At 69.5% G+C, this 17,947-nt stretch carries 14 protein-coding genes and 1 pseudogene; 6 read left to right on the top strand and 9 right to left on the bottom strand.

Features of this window, described 5'->3' with window-relative positions; translation table 11 throughout:
- Window positions 1-134 (bottom strand): annotated as a pseudogene (locus ACZ5VQ_RS48715) (IS5/IS1182 family transposase); the annotation flags it as partial.
- Between the two features lie 222 nt (window positions 135-356).
- Here ACZ5VQ_RS48715 and ACZ5VQ_RS48710 point away from each other — a divergent pair.
- Window positions 357-1,558 (top strand): IS3 family transposase gene (locus ACZ5VQ_RS48710; protein WP_469110655.1). Its coding sequence is split into 2 segments (ribosomal slippage): window positions 357-642 and window positions 642-1,558, totalling 1,203 coding nucleotides; the frame shifts between segments, so codons are not numbered across the junction.
- 73 nt (window positions 1,559-1,631) lie between these two features.
- Here ACZ5VQ_RS48710 and ACZ5VQ_RS48705 read toward each other — a convergent pair.
- Together ACZ5VQ_RS48705 and ACZ5VQ_RS48700 are read right to left on the bottom strand one after the other, a co-directional pair.
- Window positions 1,632-1,772 carry a hypothetical protein gene (locus ACZ5VQ_RS48705; protein WP_469110654.1) on the bottom strand — a complete coding sequence of 47 codons (141 nt, stop codon included), beginning with the start codon at window positions 1,770-1,772 and terminating at the stop codon, window positions 1,632-1,634.
- A gap of 101 nt (window positions 1,773-1,873) precedes the next feature.
- Window positions 1,874-2,989, bottom strand: a complete 1,116-nt coding sequence (locus ACZ5VQ_RS48700) for a trypsin-like serine peptidase (protein WP_469110653.1) — start codon at window positions 2,987-2,989, stop codon at window positions 1,874-1,876.
- Window positions 2,990-3,358: 369 nt separating this feature from the next.
- Between ACZ5VQ_RS48700 and ACZ5VQ_RS48695 the strand changes: the two genes are divergently transcribed.
- Entirely contained in the window at window positions 3,359-6,265 is a 2,907-nt protein-coding gene (locus ACZ5VQ_RS48695; RefSeq protein ID WP_469110652.1) for an AfsR/SARP family transcriptional regulator, read from the top strand.
- 25 nt (window positions 6,266-6,290) lie between these two features.
- Here ACZ5VQ_RS48695 and ACZ5VQ_RS48690 read toward each other — a convergent pair whose 3' ends face one another.
- Window positions 6,291-8,102 carry a sensor histidine kinase gene (locus tag ACZ5VQ_RS48690; RefSeq protein WP_469110651.1) on the bottom strand — a complete coding sequence of 604 codons (1,812 nt, stop codon included), beginning with the start codon at window positions 8,100-8,102 and terminating at the stop codon, window positions 6,291-6,293.
- A 59-nt stretch (window positions 8,103-8,161) separates the two neighbouring features.
- Window positions 8,162-8,905 carry a response regulator transcription factor gene (locus tag ACZ5VQ_RS48685; protein WP_469110650.1) on the bottom strand — a complete coding sequence of 248 codons (744 nt, stop codon included), beginning with the start codon at window positions 8,903-8,905 and terminating at the stop codon, window positions 8,162-8,164.
- A gap of 113 nt (window positions 8,906-9,018) precedes the next feature.
- Between ACZ5VQ_RS48685 and ACZ5VQ_RS48680 the strand changes: the two genes are divergently transcribed.
- From ACZ5VQ_RS48680 to ACZ5VQ_RS48665, 4 genes are all read left to right on the top strand, one after another.
- Window positions 9,019-9,681 (top strand): hypothetical protein, encoded by a 663-nt coding sequence (locus ACZ5VQ_RS48680; protein ID WP_469110649.1) that lies wholly within the window; start codon window positions 9,019-9,021, stop codon window positions 9,679-9,681.
- A complete protein-coding gene (locus ACZ5VQ_RS48675; RefSeq protein ID WP_469110648.1) occupies window positions 9,668-10,816 on the top strand; it encodes an efflux RND transporter periplasmic adaptor subunit in 1,149 nt (382 codons plus the stop codon). The genes ACZ5VQ_RS48680 and ACZ5VQ_RS48675 overlap by 14 nt, the downstream gene beginning before the upstream one ends.
- A gap of 86 nt (window positions 10,817-10,902) precedes the next feature.
- The gene (locus tag ACZ5VQ_RS48670; protein WP_469110647.1) at window positions 10,903-11,682 is read left to right on the top strand and encodes an ABC transporter ATP-binding protein; all 780 of its coding nucleotides are present in this window, start codon (window positions 10,903-10,905) and stop codon (window positions 11,680-11,682) included.
- On the top strand, window positions 11,682-12,917 hold the full coding sequence (locus ACZ5VQ_RS48665; protein WP_469110646.1) for an ABC transporter permease: 1,236 nt from the start codon (window positions 11,682-11,684) through the stop codon (window positions 12,915-12,917). Before ACZ5VQ_RS48670 ends, ACZ5VQ_RS48665 begins: the two co-directional genes overlap by 1 nt.
- Before the next feature lie 31 nt (window positions 12,918-12,948).
- Here ACZ5VQ_RS48665 and ACZ5VQ_RS48660 read toward each other — a convergent pair whose 3' ends face one another.
- The 4 genes from ACZ5VQ_RS48660 to ACZ5VQ_RS48645 are packed head-to-tail and all read right to left on the bottom strand — an operon-like array spanning window position 12,949 to window position 17,862.
- Window positions 12,949-13,977: a trypsin-like serine peptidase gene (locus tag ACZ5VQ_RS48660; protein ID WP_469110645.1), complete on the bottom strand. Its 1,029-nt coding sequence runs from the start codon at window positions 13,975-13,977 to the stop codon at window positions 12,949-12,951.
- Window positions 13,978-13,992: 15 nt separating this feature from the next.
- A complete protein-coding gene (locus ACZ5VQ_RS48655) occupies window positions 13,993-14,631 on the bottom strand; it encodes a DUF4913 domain-containing protein (RefSeq protein ID WP_469110644.1) in 639 nt (212 codons plus the stop codon).
- A gap of 49 nt (window positions 14,632-14,680) precedes the next feature.
- Window positions 14,681-16,444, bottom strand: coding sequence for a type IV secretory system conjugative DNA transfer family protein (locus ACZ5VQ_RS48650; RefSeq protein ID WP_469110643.1), 1,764 nt, complete (start codon window positions 16,442-16,444; stop codon window positions 14,681-14,683).
- Window positions 16,441-17,862 carry an ATP/GTP-binding protein gene (locus ACZ5VQ_RS48645; RefSeq protein WP_469110642.1) on the bottom strand — a complete coding sequence of 474 codons (1,422 nt, stop codon included), beginning with the start codon at window positions 17,860-17,862 and terminating at the stop codon, window positions 16,441-16,443. Before ACZ5VQ_RS48645 ends, ACZ5VQ_RS48650 begins: the two co-directional genes overlap by 4 nt.
- Window positions 17,863-17,947: the final 85 nt, after the last annotated feature.

Genomic DNA, 17,947 nt, shown 5'->3' with positions numbered 1-17,947 from the left:
CTCCACGGCCTGCCCTGCATCGTGCCGTTGCCACCGCGCTCCCGCACCACCTTCAGCAGCCGCGCAAACTGCGCCACCCGCAGCCCCGTGAACGTTTCCACCCACACCCGTTCAGCACTCAACACCCCAGCCATACCGAGGAAATGCCCAGTTCGCAGCCTTGTGCAGCATCCTTTAGGCCGCACGCACGCGGCGGGCCCCAGCCAACTGCGGCTGTGTCAAAGGCGAAACGGCTCCTGCACAAGCCTCAGACTGCAAAGGCGCATCCAGACACTCACGCCACCGAAGCCGGGCCTTGACCCTTGATCTTGGACACACGAGACACTGGATCCTGAGGATCTGAGAACGGACATCTCGTGGTCATGAAGCACTATCCCGCCGAATTCAAGGCGGACGCGGTCGCGCTGTATCAGTCGCGTCCTGGAGCGACGATCAGGCAGGTTGCCGCTGATCTGGGAGTCAACCCGGAGACGCTGCGGAACTGGGTGCGGGCGGCCGGGGCGAACCGGCCCCGTGGGCGTCGGGCGGAGGTATCCGCGGAGCCGCCCACGCCGTTGGAGGCGGAGAACGCGGACCTGCGCAAGAAGGTCCGCGAGCTGGAGGAGGAGCGCGAGATCCTGCGCAGGGCGGCGAAGTATTTCGCCGGGGAGACGCGCTGGTGAACCGCTTCCAGTTCGTCGCCGACCATCAGCGCCGCTTCGGCGTGAAGCGGCTGTGCACCATCCTCGGCATCGCCCGCTCGAGCTTCTATTACTGGCGTAACGCCGCGGCCGCGAGGGCTGCCCGCCAGGCAGCCGACGCCCAACTCGCTTCGCGGATACGCACAGTCCACCGCAGTTCGGACGGCACCTACGGCGTTCCGAGAATAACCGCCGAGCTCCGCGAGGACGGCGAGAGGATCAATCACAAGCGTGTCGCCCGCGTCATGCAGGCCACCGGACTGGCCGGACTGCGGTTGCGCAGGAAGCACCGCACCACCATCGCGGACCCGGCCGCCGCGAAGGCAGCCGACCTCATCGGCCGCGACTTCACCGCCGCGGCGGTGAACACGAAGTACGTCGGCGACATCACCTATCTCCCGCTGGCCGGCGGGAAGTTCCTGTATCTGGCCACGGTCATCGACCTCGCCTCCCGGCGCCTGACAGGCTGGGCGATCACCGGCCACATGCGCGCAGAACTGGTCACCGAGGCCCTGGCCGCCGCCGAGCGGTGCCGCGGCAGCCTGGCCGGCGCCATCCTGCACACCGACCACGGCGCCCAGTACACGAGCCGGGCGTTCGCCGACGCCTGCCGCCAGGCGGGCGTGATCCAGAGCATGAGCGCCATCGGCAACTCGGCGGACAACGCACTCGCCGAGTCCTTCAACGCGACCTGCAAGCGGGAGACCCTCCAGGGCCGCAGCACCTGGGCCGACGAGCGCGAAGCCCGCCTCGACCTGTTCCGCTGGCTGCACCGCTACAACACCCGACGCCGCCACTCCAGCCTCGGACAACGCAGCCCCATCGCCTACGAAACAGCACTCAGCACAACAGCAACTACCCTGGCCCCAGCCGCATAGCCCGTGTCCAAGATTCCGGGTCAAGGCCCGCCCTTGCCCCCACGGAACTATCGAAAACCTCAGGAGGCGGTTGTCAGTACTCGCAGCACGTCCTGCTGCTGCCCAAGTCGCCGCGCGTCCGCCACAGGGGGCCCAGCCTTTCGAAGGGGACGAGTGCGAGGTACTGGAGCGCCCCCGCGACGGCACCGCCCGGGAGCGCCAGCACCCCCGTCACCGGTCCGGTCCCCTTCCGGGGGAGCGCGTACCGGACGCCGCCGGGACCCTTCGCGGTGAGGGTTCCGGCAGTGGGAGCCGAGAGGTGTGGCGGGGAGGGCCCTAACGCGACTGTGCCCAGTCGTAGAGACGGCGGGCGCTGTCGCCGAGGCGCGTGGCGTAGAGCGTGGGGGACTGGCCCCCCGCCAGTCCCTCGTCGGTGGTGGTCACGCCCACGACGGTGCCGACACCGGTGACGGTGTCGAACTGCGCCAGATGCGGACCACCGCTCGATCCCGATGACATGTCGCAGGTCTCACCCCACAGCAGGGGGATCTCGGTACCGGGGCGGCTCGTGCCCGCGCAGTGGATCATGCGCGATCCGACGTAGTTGTCCGTGGACACGTTGAGCCCGTGGTTCGGGTACCCGAAGGCGTGGACGAACTCGCCCTCGACGGGCCGGCCGAACCCGATCCGCTGACTTCCTGTGACGTCCGCGATCAGCCGCCCTCCGGCGGCGGGGTTCGCCACGAGCAGTCCCGTGTCGTACCCGGCGGCGGCGACGTCCGACGAATCCGTGGTGTCCGGATCGGCGTTCCAGGCGGAGGAGGTGGCCATCGTCCTGATGGTGAAACCGCCGAGCGGTTTCGTCCCGTTGCGATAGCCGGGCACGAAGTAGAAGTTGTGGTTCCAGGTGTCGTCGGCGGAAGACGCCCCGACGCCTCGTAGACAGTGTGCCGCCGTGATGACGGCACTGCGGTTGGCGCCTGCGACGACCGTCGCGGTGCAACTGCCGTCGTAGCCGTCGGCGAAGGTGAAGAACAAGCGGCCCACGGTCTTCTCCACGGCCCCGTTGTGTGTCCACACGGACCCGGAGTCCGGTGTGTTCGCGGGAAGCGGCTGCGGGTCGTCCGGTGTGTTGTCGTCCTCCGGCACGGGCGTGATCTCGGGAACCATGGCCCCTGCCAGCTTCAGCCGCTCAGGGGTCCAGTAGGCCTTGATGCGGTCGCGCTCCCGCGCGGTCGTGGCGCCCGCGTGGGTGGTGGTGGAGTCCGGTGCCGCCGCCGTACCCCCACCGAGGGCGGACGACGGGGCGTGTGACGCGGTGTCGGCGGCCGCGGGCGCCGTGCCCAGGAGGACGAGCGTCGCCGACACCGCGGCAGTGGTGGTGACGGCGTGCCGGAGCGTCCTGCGGGTGCTGTCCGGGTGGAAGGAGGGGTGTCGAAAAGGTGTGCGCATGCGCGGGACCGTAGCCACGCGCTGTCATGAAGTGGTCAGAAAGGTGTGCGACCGATGTCAGCGCCATGCGCCCTGAGCCATGCGCCCTGAGCCCTGCGCAGAGGGTCGGCGGTCCGTGCCGGCCACCGACCGTTCGCGCACCGACCGTTCGCGCCCGGACCGTTCGCGCGGCACGGCGCTCGCGAAGAGGCACTTGTCCTGTGGTCGGGGCGGGGGACCGGCTGTCGGGACGGGGGACCGGCCCGCGCACCCCCCTGCGGTGACTCACCGTCCGCTCCGCGGACCGCCGCGCTCTTGGCCGAGGCACGGTGCGACAGTGCTCGCGGCGCTCTGCCAGACTGGAGATCGTTCGCGGGGAGGGTTTCGGTTGTGGAACAGCGTTTGAGGTTCTCGGTGTTGGGCCCGCTGAGGGCATGGCGCGGGGGGACCGAGGTCGAACTGGGTCCGCCTCAACAGCGTGCCGTTCTGGCCGTGCTGCTGTTGGCGGAGGGCGCTCAGGTGTCCGTGGACGGGTTGACCGACGCGGTCTGGGGAACAGAGGCGCCCGCGTCCGCGGCCGGCATTCTCCGCGGTTACGTCCACCGCCTGCGCCGGGCCCTGGACCCGGAGGCCGATGTCGCCGCGTCGGTGATCCGTTCCCTGGGGGACGGCTACCAGCTGCGCACGGTCGGCGAGGTGGACCTGAGCCTGTTCCGGGACCTGTGTGCCCGGGCCGAGCGGGCGCAGGCGGAGGGAGAGACCAAGAGCGCGGTGACACACCTGCGGGAGGCTCTGAGCCTGTGGCAGGGGCCGGCGCTGGCGGGTGTGCCGGGTGAGTACGCGCAAGGCCAGCGGCAGCGGCTCGACGAGCTGGGGCTGTCCGCGCGGGCGGCCTGTGTGAAGGCCGAGCTCGATCTTGGCTCGCATGTGACGGCGGTGGCGGAGCTGGTCGAGCTGGTCGCCGGGCATCCGCTGGACGAGCGGCTGCGGGAGCTGCTGATGCTGGCCCTGTACCGGTCGGGGCGCCAGGCGGCGGCGCTCGAATCGTACCGTCAGGCACAGCGCCTGCTCGCGGACGAACTGGGCGTGGATCCGGGCCCGGCACTGCAGAGCCTGTATCAGCGGGTCCTGCGCGCCGACCCGGAACTTCTCGCCCCGCCGGACCCGGTGGCTCCCACTCCCGCACCCGCACCCGCCTCTTCCTCCGCTCCTCAAGCTGCCCCCGTCCCGGCCCAGTTGCCCTCCGGGCTGCCGGTGTTCGTCGGCCGGGACGCCGAACTGGCCGAGATGGCGCGGCTGTCGTCCGGCGGAGCGGTGGTGGTGAGCGCGATCGCGGGAATGGCGGGCGTCGGCAAGACCGCGTTCGCCGTGCACTGGGCGCGGCAGGTGGCCGCCCGATTTCCCGACGGCCAGCTCTACCTGAACCTGCGCGGTTTCGACCCGGTCACCCAGCCCGTGGCACCTGAACACGCCCTGCGAACCCTGCTGGGCTCGCTGGGCGAGGACCTGCGAGGGCTGCCGCAGGACGTTGACGCCCTCAGTGTCAGATACCGCGCCCTCATGTCCGACAAGCGCATGCTGGTCTTGCTCGACAACGCCCGGGACGCCGCCCAGGTACGTCCTCTGCTGCCCGGGTCCTCCGGCTGCCTGGCCGTCGTCACCAGCCGCAACCGCCTCACCGGACTGGTCGCCGTCGACGGCGCGCACCCCCTCAACCTCGACGTCCTCACTCCCGCCGAAGCCCACGCCCTGCTCGCCCGCCGCCTCGGCGCCGCCCGCGTGGAGGCCGAACCGCAGGCCGTCGAAGAGATCATCGGCAGGTGCGCCCGGCTGCCGCTCGCCCTGGCCATCACCGCAGCGCGTGCCGCGACCCGCCCCACCTTCTCCCTCGCCTCCATGGCGGCCGAACTGGGTGACAGCGCCGCCGTGCTCGATGCCTTCCAGGATCTCGGTGACACGGCCGCCGACGCGCGCGCCGTCTTCTCCTGGTCCTACGACGCGCTGACCCCCGAGGCCGCCCGCCTGTTCCGTCTGCTCGCCCTGCACCCCGGTCCGGACATCACCCTTCCCGCCACCGCCAGTCTCCTCGCACGCCCGCTCTCCGACACCAGTCGGCTCCTCGCGGAACTGGTTCAGGCCCACCTCCTCGACGAGACCACTCCGGGCCGTTACGCCTCCCACGACCTGCTCCGCACCTACGCCGGTGAACTCGCCGAGACCATCGACGCACCGCAGCAGCGGCACACCGCCCGCCACCGCATGCTCGACCACTACCTCCACACCGCCCACCAGGGAACGGCGCTGATCAGCCTCGCGCGCACACTCATCCCGCTGGCTCCGGTGACCGAGGGCGTGCTGGTCGAGGACCTCGCGGCGGACAAGGCGAAGGCGACGGCCTGGTTCACCGCCGAGGAGGCGGTCCTCCTCGCCGCTTTCAAGCAGTCCGCCGCCCACGAGTACGACGCCTACACCTGGCAGCTCGCCTGGGCCGTCTCCCACCATCTGCACCTGCGTGGTCTGTGGCAGGAGGCGGAGGAGATGCACCTCACCGCATTGCAGGCGGCGCGCCGGCTCGACGACCGAACCGCTCAGGCACGTGTCGTCCACGGTGTCGTCACGGCGACGTGGGGGCTGGGACGCCATGCGGAGGCGCGCGCCCATGCCGAACACGCCGTCGAACTCTTCTCGGAGACGAGCGACCTGCGGGCTCGTGCCGAGGGCCACTTCATGCTGGCCTGGGCGGCGGAGGGCCAGGGCGACACGGAGATCGCCCTGGCCGCCGCGGAACAGGCCCTCCAATGCCACCGTGCCTGCGGCGACTTCGGCTCGGCCGACGCCCGCGCCCAGATGGCGATAGCGTCCGCCCTCAACGCCGTCGGCTGGTGTCTCAAACAGCTCGGGCACCTGGACAAGGCCCTCGACCGCTGCCAGCAGGCGCTGGCCTTGTGCCTCGCGGTGGGAGACACGACCCTGGCAGCACACACCTGGGACAGCATCGGGCACACCCATCACGGTCTGGAACAGTACGCCGAGGCCGTTACCGCCTTCCGTAGCGCCCTGGACCTCTACCGGCAGCAGGGCGAGCTTCCCTGGTTCAGGGGCGGCACCCTGATGCGCCTCGGGGACACCCACCTGAGCGCCGGCGATCCCGACAGCGCCCACGCCGTCTGGACCGAGAGCCTGGCCGTCATGGAGGACCTCGGCCATGCCGACGCCGAGCTCCTGCGCACCAGACTGAAGGGCTTGGACGAGCAGGCCGGCCCGCCGCCCACGGCACCGGAACACACGGACGCCTGACCGGTCGCTGGCCCGGTCCAGGGCGTCAGCCGGAACCCCGCCCGCCGTGCGGCACGGAATCCTGCGCGCGGGAGACGGCGGTCGTGTGCGATGATGGCAGGCGCAGCGTGAACACCGACCCCTCGCCCAAGGTGCTGGTGGCGGTGGCCGTACCGCCGTGGGCCTCCGTCAGTTTGCGGACGATGGCGAGGCCCAGTCCGCTGCCGCCCCCTTGCCGGCTGCGGGATCTGTCGGCCCGCCAGAAACGGTCGAAGAGACGGGGCACATCGTCCGGCGCGATACCCGATCCCGTGTCGGCCACGTCGATGACCACGTCGTCGTCCTCATGACGGGCCTGTAGAGTGACGCGACCGCCCTCGGACGTATGACGGATCGCGTTGGCGAGGAGGTTGCCGACGACCTGACGCAGACGCACGGGATCGGCCTCCAGCACCATGGGCACGCCACCGTCGGCGGCCGTGACCACCTCCACCGTCACCCCCGCCTCCTGGGCGTTCGCCTGGTGGGCGGTGACGGACGTGCTCAGCAGATCCGACACGTCGATCGGTTGCCTGGACAGGCGCAGCTCACCCGCGTCCGCCGCCGCCAGGTCCTGTAGGTCGTCGATGATGTGCTGCAGTACGAGGGCCTGGGTGAGCAGCGCGGAGACGAGGTCGGTGTCCGGCTCGGCGACCCCGTCGGCCACCGCTTCGAGCCACCCGCGGATGTTGCTCAGCGGCGTACGCAGCTCGTGGGCGATGTCACTGGTCATGTTCTTGCGCAGCAGCTCCAACTCCTCCCGGCGCGCCGCCATCGCGTTGAAGGCCCGGGACAGCCGCGCGATCTCGTCGCGCCCGGTCACGTCCACCCGCGTGGAGGAAGCGCCCTCCTCCATCCGCCAGGCCGCCGTGGTCAGGGCTCGCAGTGGTCTGATCAGCCGAGTGCCTGCCAGCGTGGTGACGGCGACCGTCGCCACCAGAACCAGTGCCGCCGCTCCGGCAATGCGGTTCTTGTTGCTGCCGGAGAGATCGAAGAACGTCGTGGGCGTATGTTCGTGACCACTGGCGTAGAGCTGTACGGCTGGTGCCACGTATGGAGCGAGCTGCTGGCTGCGGCTGCTCGACAGGCACCTTTCGACCTGGACCGAGTCGCTCGTCTCCGCCGAGTCCGCCGGCCGCCAGTTGAGGTTGAGCGCCAGGCGTACCGGTGCGTTGTCGTGCTGGGACAGACAGGTGTTCACCAGCTCGTTGAGTGCCGCGAGTGCCTTCTTCTCGGACGGCACGGGTGCGCCGAGCGACGCGCTGTTGCACCGCGGGGAGGCGGTGAGGGCCGGGTCGGAGGTGACCACATGAGGCCGCTCCCAGGGTCCGGACCGGACATCCGCCTGGATGCCCAGTGCCGCGCGGAAACACTCGGCGATCTCGCTCGCCGCCCCTTCGAGCCGCCGCCGTTCGCCGGCCGAGAGCTGGAAGGGGCCGCTGACGCGCGCGTCGATGGAGTCGGTGGTGGCGTCCGGCCGTAGTTGCGGATCGACGTTCAGTGGGTCGACGACCGCCAGCGGCCTCTCTCCGCGGCCGGAGGCCTGCCCGGACGCGGGTGCCGAATCCCGCACCGTACGGCCGTCCATGTCCGTGAGGACGATGCGCTGCTGCGTGTCGTCGGTGAGTTCCGCGACGAGGGGGCCCGCCTCCTCCCAGTCCGTATGGGTGGCCGCGTAGCCGATGAGGCTCTCGTAGACCCGCACGTCATTGTCGTGGGACTGCCCTCGCTCCTTGTCGATCGCCACCGCCACCGTCCGGACCACCACCCAGGCGGTCGCCGTGACGGAGCACACGGAGACCAGTACGGAAACCGCCAACAGCCGTGTCAGCAGGCTCCCGCGCGGGGCGAAAGGGCTGCTGCGTCTCGCTGTCCGGTTCACGACGCGCGACCGCTTCGTGCGGCACGCCGTCCCGGGGCTTCGTCGTCGTGGGCGATCTTGTAGCCGACGCCGTACACCGTCACCAGGTACGCGGCACGCCGTGTGTCGGTTTCGATCTTCTTGCGAATGTTCATCACATGCATGTCCACCGTTCTGGTGGTGATGTGGCGGTCGAAGCCGTGCAGATGGGTCAGGATCTGCGCACGCGTGAACACTTGGCCGGGGCGCTCGGCGAGCAGTTCGAGGAGGCGGAACTCGCCCGCGGTGCAGTCGACCAGACGGCCGTGGACCCGCACCTCGTGCCGTGCCGTGTCGATGGTGAGCGGACCTGCCCGCAGGGGCGGCTCCGGCTCCGGTGGGACATGCTGCGCGCCCCGCCTGAGCAGGGTGCGTATACGGGCCATCAGGACCCGGGGGCTGAAGGGCTTGGTCATGTAGTCGTCGGCCCCCAGGTCGAGCCCGAGCAGCTGATCGTCCTCGGCGGACCGGGCGGACAGGACGAGTACCGGAAGGGCCGCGAGGGCGAGCTCGCCGCGGATGACACGGCACACGTCCATGCCGTCGACCCGCGGCATCATCACGTCCAGGACCAGAAGGTCGGGGGTCCGTTCGCGGACCGCGTCGAGGGCTGCCCGGCCGTCGTGCACGACGGTCACCCGATGACCTTCGTGCTCCAGGTACCGGCGGATCAGTGCCGCCTGCCCCTCATCGTCCTCCGCGACCACCACGTGCGCACACATGCCGGCGAGTCTAGGTACCCGCAGGAGGTGCCGGCACGATGCGCAGGAAGGCCTCACTCACGCAATACACCATCATGACAACACCCTGACCCCGGCGCGCCATTCTCTGCGCCATGACGAACCTCAGCACGGTCCGCGGCCCAGCGGGAAAAAGACTCGGCGGCGTGGTCGCCATCGGTGCAGTCGTCCTGATCGCCGGCGCTGTGACCGGTTGCTCGTCGAGCGGCGGCGCCGCCGACGGGCGAGGCGTCGACACCCTGTCCACCGGGTCGTCCGCGACGTCGTCACCCGGCGGGGGCGGTGGTGCCGGCACCCAGTCGGGCAGCGCCGTGGACGCCAGACGGCCACAACTGCGGCTCGACACCTCCGAGGAGGAGCAGCAGCGCCTGTCGGACGCCTACAACGCCTGCCTTGAGGCCGAGGGGGTGCCCATGGCGAAGGAACGCGCGGCCGCCGCCGGCGTGCGGCAGGCTCCTCCCAAGCAGGGGCTCGGCGACAAGTACAAGGACTCCTTCGACGCCTGCCTGGTCAAACTGCCCAAGCAGCCCCCCGAGACGGAACCGGGAAGCAACCCGGCATACGCCGACGACTACCGCGCGTACGTCAAGTGCCTGCGGGGCCGGGGCATGAAGGTGCACATGGTCCCGGACACGAGCGTCTTCCCCGACGGCCTGGGTTGGACCTACGACACGGCCGACGGGGCCGGCCTGCCGGAGTCGCAGCAGGCCGAGGCCGAGCAGAAGTGCACGTTGGAAGCGTTCGATGGCAAGAAGTGACCGGGCGCGCGACCGAACGAGCCGGATCAGAAGGCGGGTACTCGCCGGAACTCTGGTGCTGGCGGTCGTCGTCGGCGGCGCGTACGGGGCACAGACCCTCGCCGCGCGGGGCGAGGCGCGCAAACCCGAGGCGGCCGGCCCGCCCTCGACGCGGACCACCCCCGTCAAGCGGATGGACCTGTCCGACGAGGAGAGTGTGCCGGGCACCTTGGGCTTCGGCCCCGCGTACACGGTCAAGGCCGCCGGCAAGGGCACGGTGACCGAACTGCCCGCGCCGGGCGCGGCCGTGTCCCGCGGCAAGCCGCTGTACCGGGTGGACGACCGGCCGGTCATGGTGTTCTTCGGCGACACCCCCATGTTCCGCACGCTCGACAGAGCGGGCCTGACCGGGCGGGACGTGACGGTGCTCGCCGAGAACCTGCGGGCGCTCGGCTACGACATCGACCGGCAGGTGTCCCAGCAGCCGCCCAGGACGACGCACAGCACGCACACCACTGTTGTCGGCACCGAGCTCACACCCGGTCTCCTGGCCGCCCTCAAGCGGTGGCAGCGCGACACGGGACAACAGCAGACCGGCACCCTGGAACCGGGACAGGTCGTGGTCCTGCCCGGCAGTAGCCGCGTCGGCTCCCTCACCGCCCAGCTCGGGGACCCCGTACCGGCGGACGTGCTCGTCGTCACCTCCGCCCGCAGGTCCGTCGGCGTCAAGGTCGATGCGCAGACCGCCGGTTCGATCCACCAGGGGGACAAGGTGCGGATTTCGTTGCCCGACGACCGCGTCGTCCCGGGCAAGGTCGTCCTGGTCGCCACCGAGGTGCAGGGCGGCGGCTCCGACGAGGACGCGCCGGGTGCCGGCACCTCCCCGACCGTGCGGGTGACCGTCGAACCGGACCACGCGGACGACGTCGAGCGTCTGGACGCGGCATCCGTCCAGGTCTCCTTCACGGGACGACGGCGCAGCGACGTCCTCGCCGTACCGGTCGGCGCTCTGCTGGCCCTGAGTGAAGGGGGCTACGCCCTGCAGCGCCCCGACGGAGAACTGGTGGCCGTCAGGACGGGGCTGATCGGCAAGGGCATGGCGGAGGTGTCGGGCACCGGCATCAAGGACGGCGAACTGGTGGTGACGGCGTCGTGAGCGTGTTCCCGGCAGCACCCGAGGACGCACACGGGGCGAGACCGCAGGCGGCTCGCCCCACGGACGAGTCACCACCGGATCGCTCCATGGACGAGTCACCTCCGGCGCCCTCCACCCGCCCGGAACCCCTGCTGGACATACGCGGCGTCAGCAAGGAGTACGACGGCGGTGTCAAAGCGCTGGACGACGTCACCCTCACCATCGACGAGGGGGAGCTCCTGGCCGTCGTCGGTCCCTCGGGGTCGGGTAAATCGACCCTCCTGAACCTCATGGGGACACTGGACCTGCCGACCAGCGGCACGATCACCATCGGCGGCCACGAGGTGACCCGGCTGTCCGACCGCGAGCTGTCGGCCCTGCGCGGACGGTCGCTGGGCTTCGTCTTCCAGCACTTCCATCTGGCCGACGGGCTCACCGCCTGGGAGAACGTGGCGACGGGGCTGCTCTACGCGAGCGTGCCGCACAGGAGGAGAAAGTCCCTCGCGCTCGCCGCGCTCGGCCGGGTCGGCCTCTCCTCGCGTGCCCACCATCTGCCGCACCAGCTGTCGGGCGGCGAGCGCCAGCGTGTCGCCATCGCCCGGGCCGTGGCCAACCGGCCGTCGCTCGTCCTCGCCGACGAACCGACCGGCGCCCTCGACACCGCGGGCGGTCGAGCGGTGCTCGATCTGCTGGTCGGCCTCAACGCGGAAGGCACCACCATCGCCGTCATCACCCATGACCGTGACATAGCCCGACGACTGACACGGCGCATCGAGATGCGCGACGGACGCATCGTCTCGGAGACGACCGGCGGGCCGGCCGTCGGACCGACCTACGGGCCGACTGAAGGGCCGGCCGTCGGGCCCGCCGACGGAACGGGACGCTGATGCACCCTCAAGAAGACTTCGACCCCGCCCACTTCCGGGCGGCCGAACCTTTGCGGCCGGTACGTCTCGGTGTCCGCGACGTCCTGCGCCTGGGCCTCCTCGGCATCCGTACGCGCACGATGCGGGCGGTGCTCTCGGCGCTCGGCATCTCCATCGGCGTCGCGACACTCGTCCTGGTGACCGCCATCCCGGCCTCCAGCCGGCAGGACCTCGACGAACAGCTGGCCGCGCTCGGCCCGGACACACTGCGCGTCGAGCCGCAGCCCAATCACAAGCCTCCTGTGCTGCTGCCGCCGGACGCGGCGCGAACGGCGGCCCGCATCGGGCCTGTCACCCGCACCAGCGCCAACACGCACGCGATCGTGCGGCGCTCCGACCGCACGGACGCCAACGACGGACTGGGCCTGACCGTGCTGGCAGCGCGGCACGACCTGCTGCCCGCCGTCGGAGGCAAGCTCCAGTCGGGAAGGTTCCTCGACCGCGGCACCGGCGGGCTGCCCACGGTCGTCCTCGGCCACCAGGCCGCGTCCCGCCTGGGCATCCCGCGCGTCGAGCCGGGACGGAAGCCGATGGTGGTACCGATCGGCGGGGCGTGGTTCACCGTGATCGGAGTGCTGGCGCCCACGCCACTGACGCCGGACCTCGACCGGTCCGTACTCGTCGGCTGGCAGGCCGCCGAGAAGTACCTCGACTTCGACGGCCATCCCACGGTCCTCTACCTCAAGGCACGCGAGGACGCCATCGAGGACGTCACGGCCGTGCTGCCCGCGACGGTCTACCCGCAGTCTCCGGGACTGGTACGGGTGAGCCGGCCGTTGGACGCCCTGACGGCGAAACGAGCCGCGCAGTCCACGTTCTCCGAGCTGTTCCTCGGACTGGCCTGTGTCGCGCTGCTGGTCGGCGGGATCGGCGTCGCCAACACCATGTACATCTCCGTACTGGAACGCCGCAAGGAGATAGGACTCCGTCGTGCTCTCGGCGCGAACCGCCGGCAGATCTGCGGCCAGTTCCTCACCGAGTCCGTGGTCCTGTCCCTGACCGGTGGGCTGGTCGGCACGGTCACCGGGTCGCTGGCGGCCACCGGCTACGCCATGTACCAGGGATGGCCGACTCTCGTACCGGCGACGGCCGTGGCCGCCGGCACGGCAGGATCCGTCACCATCGGCGTACTCGCCGGCCTGTACCCGTCGGTGAGAGCCGCCCGGCTTACACCGACGGAAGCGCTGGCGCTGTGACCGGGACCCGCAGGGCGGAAGCCACGCCGCCTCATCCTGCCCGTTCGCTGATGTTGCTCAGTACCCTCTCCCCGCCGGAACCGAGCCGTGGCCCCGCCAGCCATTTCTGATCACTCGGGCCGATCGAGGTGTTGCTGACCAGGCTGAGGGAACCGTCCGACGCCGCGATGAACCAGCCGCCGCCGGAGGATCCGCCGTTCATCGTGCAACCTATTCTGTAGAGCGTAGGTTTGTCGCTGTCGATTGCCAGTCGTGTAGGCCGATCCTGGCACGAGAACAGAAGGTTTCCGTCGAAGGGCTTTTCTGCCGGATAACCCCAGGCCTTCAGTGTCGCTATCTCTTTTATGGCCGGGGCGTCGAACGAAACAGGTATCGCGTACCCTATGGCTTCCTCAAGAGAGGATTGCGGTTCGGCGGGAAGTCTTACGTGCAGAGCGGCGAAATCGAAGGCGGAACCGGCACCGCCGGTCTCTTCACCCGTCTGGGCCCACTCCTGAGATACTTCTGCCTGGTCGGCCCACCAGACCCCCAGTGGTGCGATCTGTCGTGAATCCGCCCCAGACCTGCTTATTTCGGCAATTGCATCATTGTTGTACGACGGCACAAAAACAATATTCTTGTACCAAGTCCCGTTCTTTCCCTGGTGCACACAATGTCCCGCTGTCCATACAAGGCTCGACCTCTTGGGTCGGCGCGGGTCCTCGACGGCGGTACCCGAGCAGACGCGCGGTCCGTCGGGCGTTTCGAAGAAAACTTTTCCCAGCACCGGAGCGTTATCGAGGTAAGGAGTCTTCTCCGCCGTCGCGGTCACGGGAAGTGGTTCAGGGTCGGATACGCCGGTGTCGATAGCTGACTCATCGGACATGACCATATTGCTCGGGGTGACGTTCGACATCTTTCCCGGTGTCCAAAAGCCGGGCACCGGTGGGTTCGAGAACGATTCAGATATCTCCTCGTGGAGAGTCTGGCAGCCTGCCGCCGTGAAGACGAGAACCGCGGCGGCGCACAGTGCCCGTATTCTGTTGAGTCGTTGCATCTGTTTTCCCTGTTCCGATGACATGGGATTCAAGGCTGTTCAGACCAGGTCGACCTGGGGCGGTTCTTTGTCCCGGTGGCTCCCGGTCTTGCAGCCCGCAAATGGCCCCGACGAATCCCTCAGTGCCACCATGACCGGCATGAGGAAGTCGCGGTGCCAACTGGCAGGGCCCGTCAACGGGGCCTTGGGGCCGGTCAGTTCCTGCCAGGCCATCCACAGCCCGTAGAGCTGCGCCACCGCCTCCATGTGCAGCCACCAGCGAGGGCACCAGGGGGCTTGCGAGGAAACCTCCCGGCCGTAGACGGGCAGGAGCAGGTTGCTGACCCACATGACGAGGTCGTCCAGTGCTGCGTTGAAGGACTCGCCGTCCTTGTACAGGATGAAGGGAGACTCGGCCTTCTCCGGTTCCGCCTGGGGTGCCTCGGGAGTGGAGATCGGTTCTTCGGGGGGCGGTGCGACGAGGTCGAGGTTGGGTTCCGGTGCCGTCGGCCTTGCCAGGTGATCTCTCGGGTCGATCTTCTCCGCGCCGTCCCAGCTCTCGCCCGAATAATGGGTCGGAGTATCGTAAAATTCCTCAGGTGCTTCAGAATTTCCGATCCAGCCCGGGAATGAAAAATCTCGCTCTTCAGGAGAAGGTATTTCACGCGCTGGAGTGGGGCTTTCGATGTGCTGCTGCATGACCTTTTTGCGATCCCTTAGTCGATTGGCGGCGTGGTTTCTCGATCGGCTATCCAGCTGTATTCTTCGACCACTTCTGAGCTGCTCGGATGGTGATCGCCTCCGATTCCTTGGCGGCCGCCGCGGAGATCTCGGCCGCGCCGGGCTCCTTGTACCAGGGGCGCAGTCGGATGAGGGCCGGCTTCACTCCGGTCGCGAGGAGGAGCGCGGTGCCCTTGGGCAGTGCGCGTATGCGGTCCGGAGGAAGGATGGGGTCGAGGCGGTAGGAGGTGGAGCGGGAGGTGCCGTCCTTGCTTCGGGAGATGCTGACGGTGCTGACATCGTGTTGGCCGACGAGTTTGGACACCTTGTCGACGAAGTCGGCGTCGTCCAGGCCGGCGCCCAGAAGCTTGATCGTCGCGGCACCCCACATGGCGTCCATTCCCGCCTCGCCCCAGACCCGGCTGCCCTGTCGGTAGCTCTGCAGGAGAGTCACCACGTTGATGCCACGAGAGCCCAGGTGGCTGTACAGGTCGGGGAGGTCGGATATGCGGCAGACGTTGGCGGCCTCGTCGAGCACGGCGGCCATCGGGGGGTCGAGGCGCCCGCCCATCCGCTCGGCGGCCATGACCCCGGCGCGCAGGGTCCCGTCCGCCAGGCCGGCGATCACGCCGGCGGCGGATCCACCGCCGTCCTTGGAGAGCAGGTAGAGCGTGTCGCGGGTGAGTACATGCTCGTGCGGTAGGAATTGCGGCAGATCGGGATCCGGGGTCACCCACGCCAAAATGCTCGGATCGAGAAGGCAGGAGACACACTGGCGGGCGGTTTCATAGATGCCGTCGCGTGTCTCCACGGCTCCACGGACGGTGCCCTGCAACTGCTCGGCGAGGGCAATCATCCCCATGTCCCGCAGAAGGTCGATGGGTGTGCGATCGGCGGGGTCGGCGAGCCAGCCGAGCAGATCGAGGACGGTGGCCTTGCCTCCGGCCGCGGCGTGGAAAAGGGCGGTCAGAGTGTTTTGGGCCGCTGAGATCCAGAAGTCCTTCTTCGACGAGTCGTCGTTCACCGAAGCCACGAAATGGCCTGCCAGGCGCCGAGCGCCTTCGATGCTGTTGCAGTCGGCGAGCATGTCCCACCACATCTCGCGCGGAGCGTGGGCGATGCCCTGCGGATCGAAAGTCCAGACTTTCCCGATCTTTTCGCGCTGGGCACGAGTCACCGAATAGACGTCCGACTTGTTGGACGTCAGGAGAACTGCTCCACGAGCCCTCAGTACGCGCGGGATCGCCACCCCGGTCGACTTTCCGGCGCGCGGAGCCATGAGGTCCAGTTCCACGTCCTCGAACGACGAACGCAGTTCCGGGCCGTTCGGTGCGAGGTCGCCCAGCAGGTTTCCCGTCTCGTCTGGATCCAGATCCTTCTGGCCCCGAAGGGAAGGACGAAGGTCCCGGGCGCGGGCGGTGATGCCCGCAGGCGTCAGAGCGGCGAGATCGCGAGGTCCCGCCAGCCCTTTGGTGCCGCTCTGGCCGATCAGCAACTTGCTGAGCACCAGTGCGACGAGCGTTCCGACCAGAGCCACCATGCCGATGATTCCGCCGAGGACGGCGATCACGGAGGCATGGGGCCACAGATCCGCGGGACCGTGTGAGAGCAGCCGCGTGAAGGTCGACGCCGCGAAGGGGGGAGGGTTCCAGCCCGCGCCGGCCAGCAGGGCGCCGAGTGAGCCGCCGAGCCACACGACGCCGCAGACCACCATGGTGACGGCGGCCAGTCCCACGATGATCCATGGGGTGAGTTCGCTGCCGGTGGCCCGCGGCGCGGATCTCGTACTCACCGGGCAGCACCCTCTCGTGGTGGCGCGGGGGGTGACGCCTGCCCCTGGTTCGCCCACCGGGTGTTGGTGTCGTGCAGCCGCCTCTCGGTGTCGGTGATGGCGACCTTGATCGGGATACCGGGCCTGCCGCCGACCTTGATGAGGAAGCGCCCGCGGCCCGGAGGTTCCTCGTGCCCGCCGCTGACTCCCCAGCCGGGCGGCGAGGACCAGGAGGAGACCAGGTCGATCTCTCGGCGGGACAGGTCCACCACCCTGCCCAGATCCTCCATCTCGGTACGGGGCAGTCCCGCGCAGACCACCATCCCGGCCCGTTCGACGAACCCGCGGGCCTTGGCACGGTCGGACGCGCTTCCCAGGGCCTCGGCGTCCTTGAGGGTGTGGGTGATCTTCGCGTCCCCGAGACCGAGCGAACGATTGAGACGGGTGAGGGCGTCGATGCGGTCGACGATGCCGGAAGCCGCCCGCAGTGGGCGCCACAACTCGTCGAGCACGGCGAAGTACCAACGGCGCGGAGTGAGGCCAGCGTCGGCCAGCGCGTGCGACGCGGCGACCGCGCCCAGGCCGTCGGACCAGGTGGCGAGCATGGCCGCAGCGGTGAGCTGGGTGTCGGCCTCACCGATGCGGGAGATGTCGATGCACACGGCCGGGGCGGTCGAGTCGATCCGCGTCGAGGTCTCCGTCGAGAAGGTGTCGCCCAGGGGGCCGTCCAGGATGCCCAGCAGCGATCGGTGCAACGGGTCCACCGCCGCGCGGTAGCGGGCGTCGTCACCTCGGTCGAGCGTGACGGCGCGCACCCGGTCGGGGCCCTCCTGCAGCACGGACAGCAGATCGGGCAGCAGCGCGACCCTTCCGACAGGAGTGCGTTCGCGCAGATGGTGCAGTGCGGCCGACAGCACCGACTGCTCGTGGTCGTCCATCGTGCGGGTACGGACCACGGAGATGAGCGCCGCCACGGTGTTCAGCACCCGGCCGTGGGCCTCGGCCGCGAGCGCCTGGCCCGCGTCACCGCCGATCCGCGCGGCGGCGGCCCCCATGGCACCGGGGTCGAGGACGTTGATGCCACCGACTCCACGGCCGATCGAGATCACCTGTCCGCCGAGCGCCCGTACCGTGTCCGCGTAGTCGGGCTTCAGGTCGCCGAGGACGAGCGGGACCACCCCGGTCGCGGACAGCCCGATCAGCATGCGGTTGATGAGGGTGGACTTCCCCAGTCCCGGCATGCCCAGCATGAAGAGGGACGGATTGGAGATGTAACGGGCCCTGGTGAACCAGGAGATGGGATCACCGCAGACGGTCGCACCGGTGTCGAGGTGCTGGCCGAGGGGTACGCCCGTCATGGGAGAGCCGGAGCCCGCGGAGAACGGCCACAAGCCGCACGCCTGCACGGTCGTGGCACGCCACATCGTGGGAGGGTCCATGTAGCCGACCTCGCCGCCGCCGGGCCCGGGCCAGCCACGTGGGCCGGGCGCGCCCGCCCTGGCGTTGAACTGACCCCTTCGGGGG

The sequence above is a fragment of the Streptomyces sp. NPDC033178 genome (assembly GCF_055577685.1).
Note: the sequence above shows the minus strand (reverse complement) of the source record. Positions and strands in the feature narration are given on the sequence as shown.

Bases quoted from the DNA above. Each gene is read 5' to 3' on its own strand.
- ACZ5VQ_RS48700 (WP_469110653.1), bottom strand. From the start codon at position 2,989: ATGCGCACACCTTTTCGACACCCCTCCTTCCACCCGGACAGCACCCGC.
- ACZ5VQ_RS48685 (WP_469110650.1), bottom strand. From the start codon at position 8,905: ATGTGTGCGCACGTGGTGGTCGCGGAGGACGATGAGGGGCAGGCGGCA.
- ACZ5VQ_RS48675 (WP_469110648.1), top strand. From the start codon at position 9,668: ATGGCAAGAAGTGACCGGGCGCGCGACCGAACGAGCCGGATCAGAAGG.
- ACZ5VQ_RS48660 (WP_469110645.1), bottom strand. From the start codon at position 13,977: ATGTCATCGGAACAGGGAAAACAGATGCAACGACTCAACAGAATACGG.
- ACZ5VQ_RS48665 (WP_469110646.1), top strand. From the start codon at position 11,682: ATGCACCCTCAAGAAGACTTCGACCCCGCCCACTTCCGGGCGGCCGAA.
- ACZ5VQ_RS48670 (WP_469110647.1), top strand. From the start codon at position 10,903: ATGGACGAGTCACCTCCGGCGCCCTCCACCCGCCCGGAACCCCTGCTG.
- ACZ5VQ_RS48680 (WP_469110649.1), top strand. From the start codon at position 9,019: ATGACGAACCTCAGCACGGTCCGCGGCCCAGCGGGAAAAAGACTCGGC.
- ACZ5VQ_RS48655 (WP_469110644.1), bottom strand. From the start codon at position 14,631: ATGCAGCAGCACATCGAAAGCCCCACTCCAGCGCGTGAAATACCTTCT.
- ACZ5VQ_RS48645 (WP_469110642.1), bottom strand. From the start codon at position 17,862: ATGGACCCTCCCACGATGTGGCGTGCCACGACCGTGCAGGCGTGCGGC.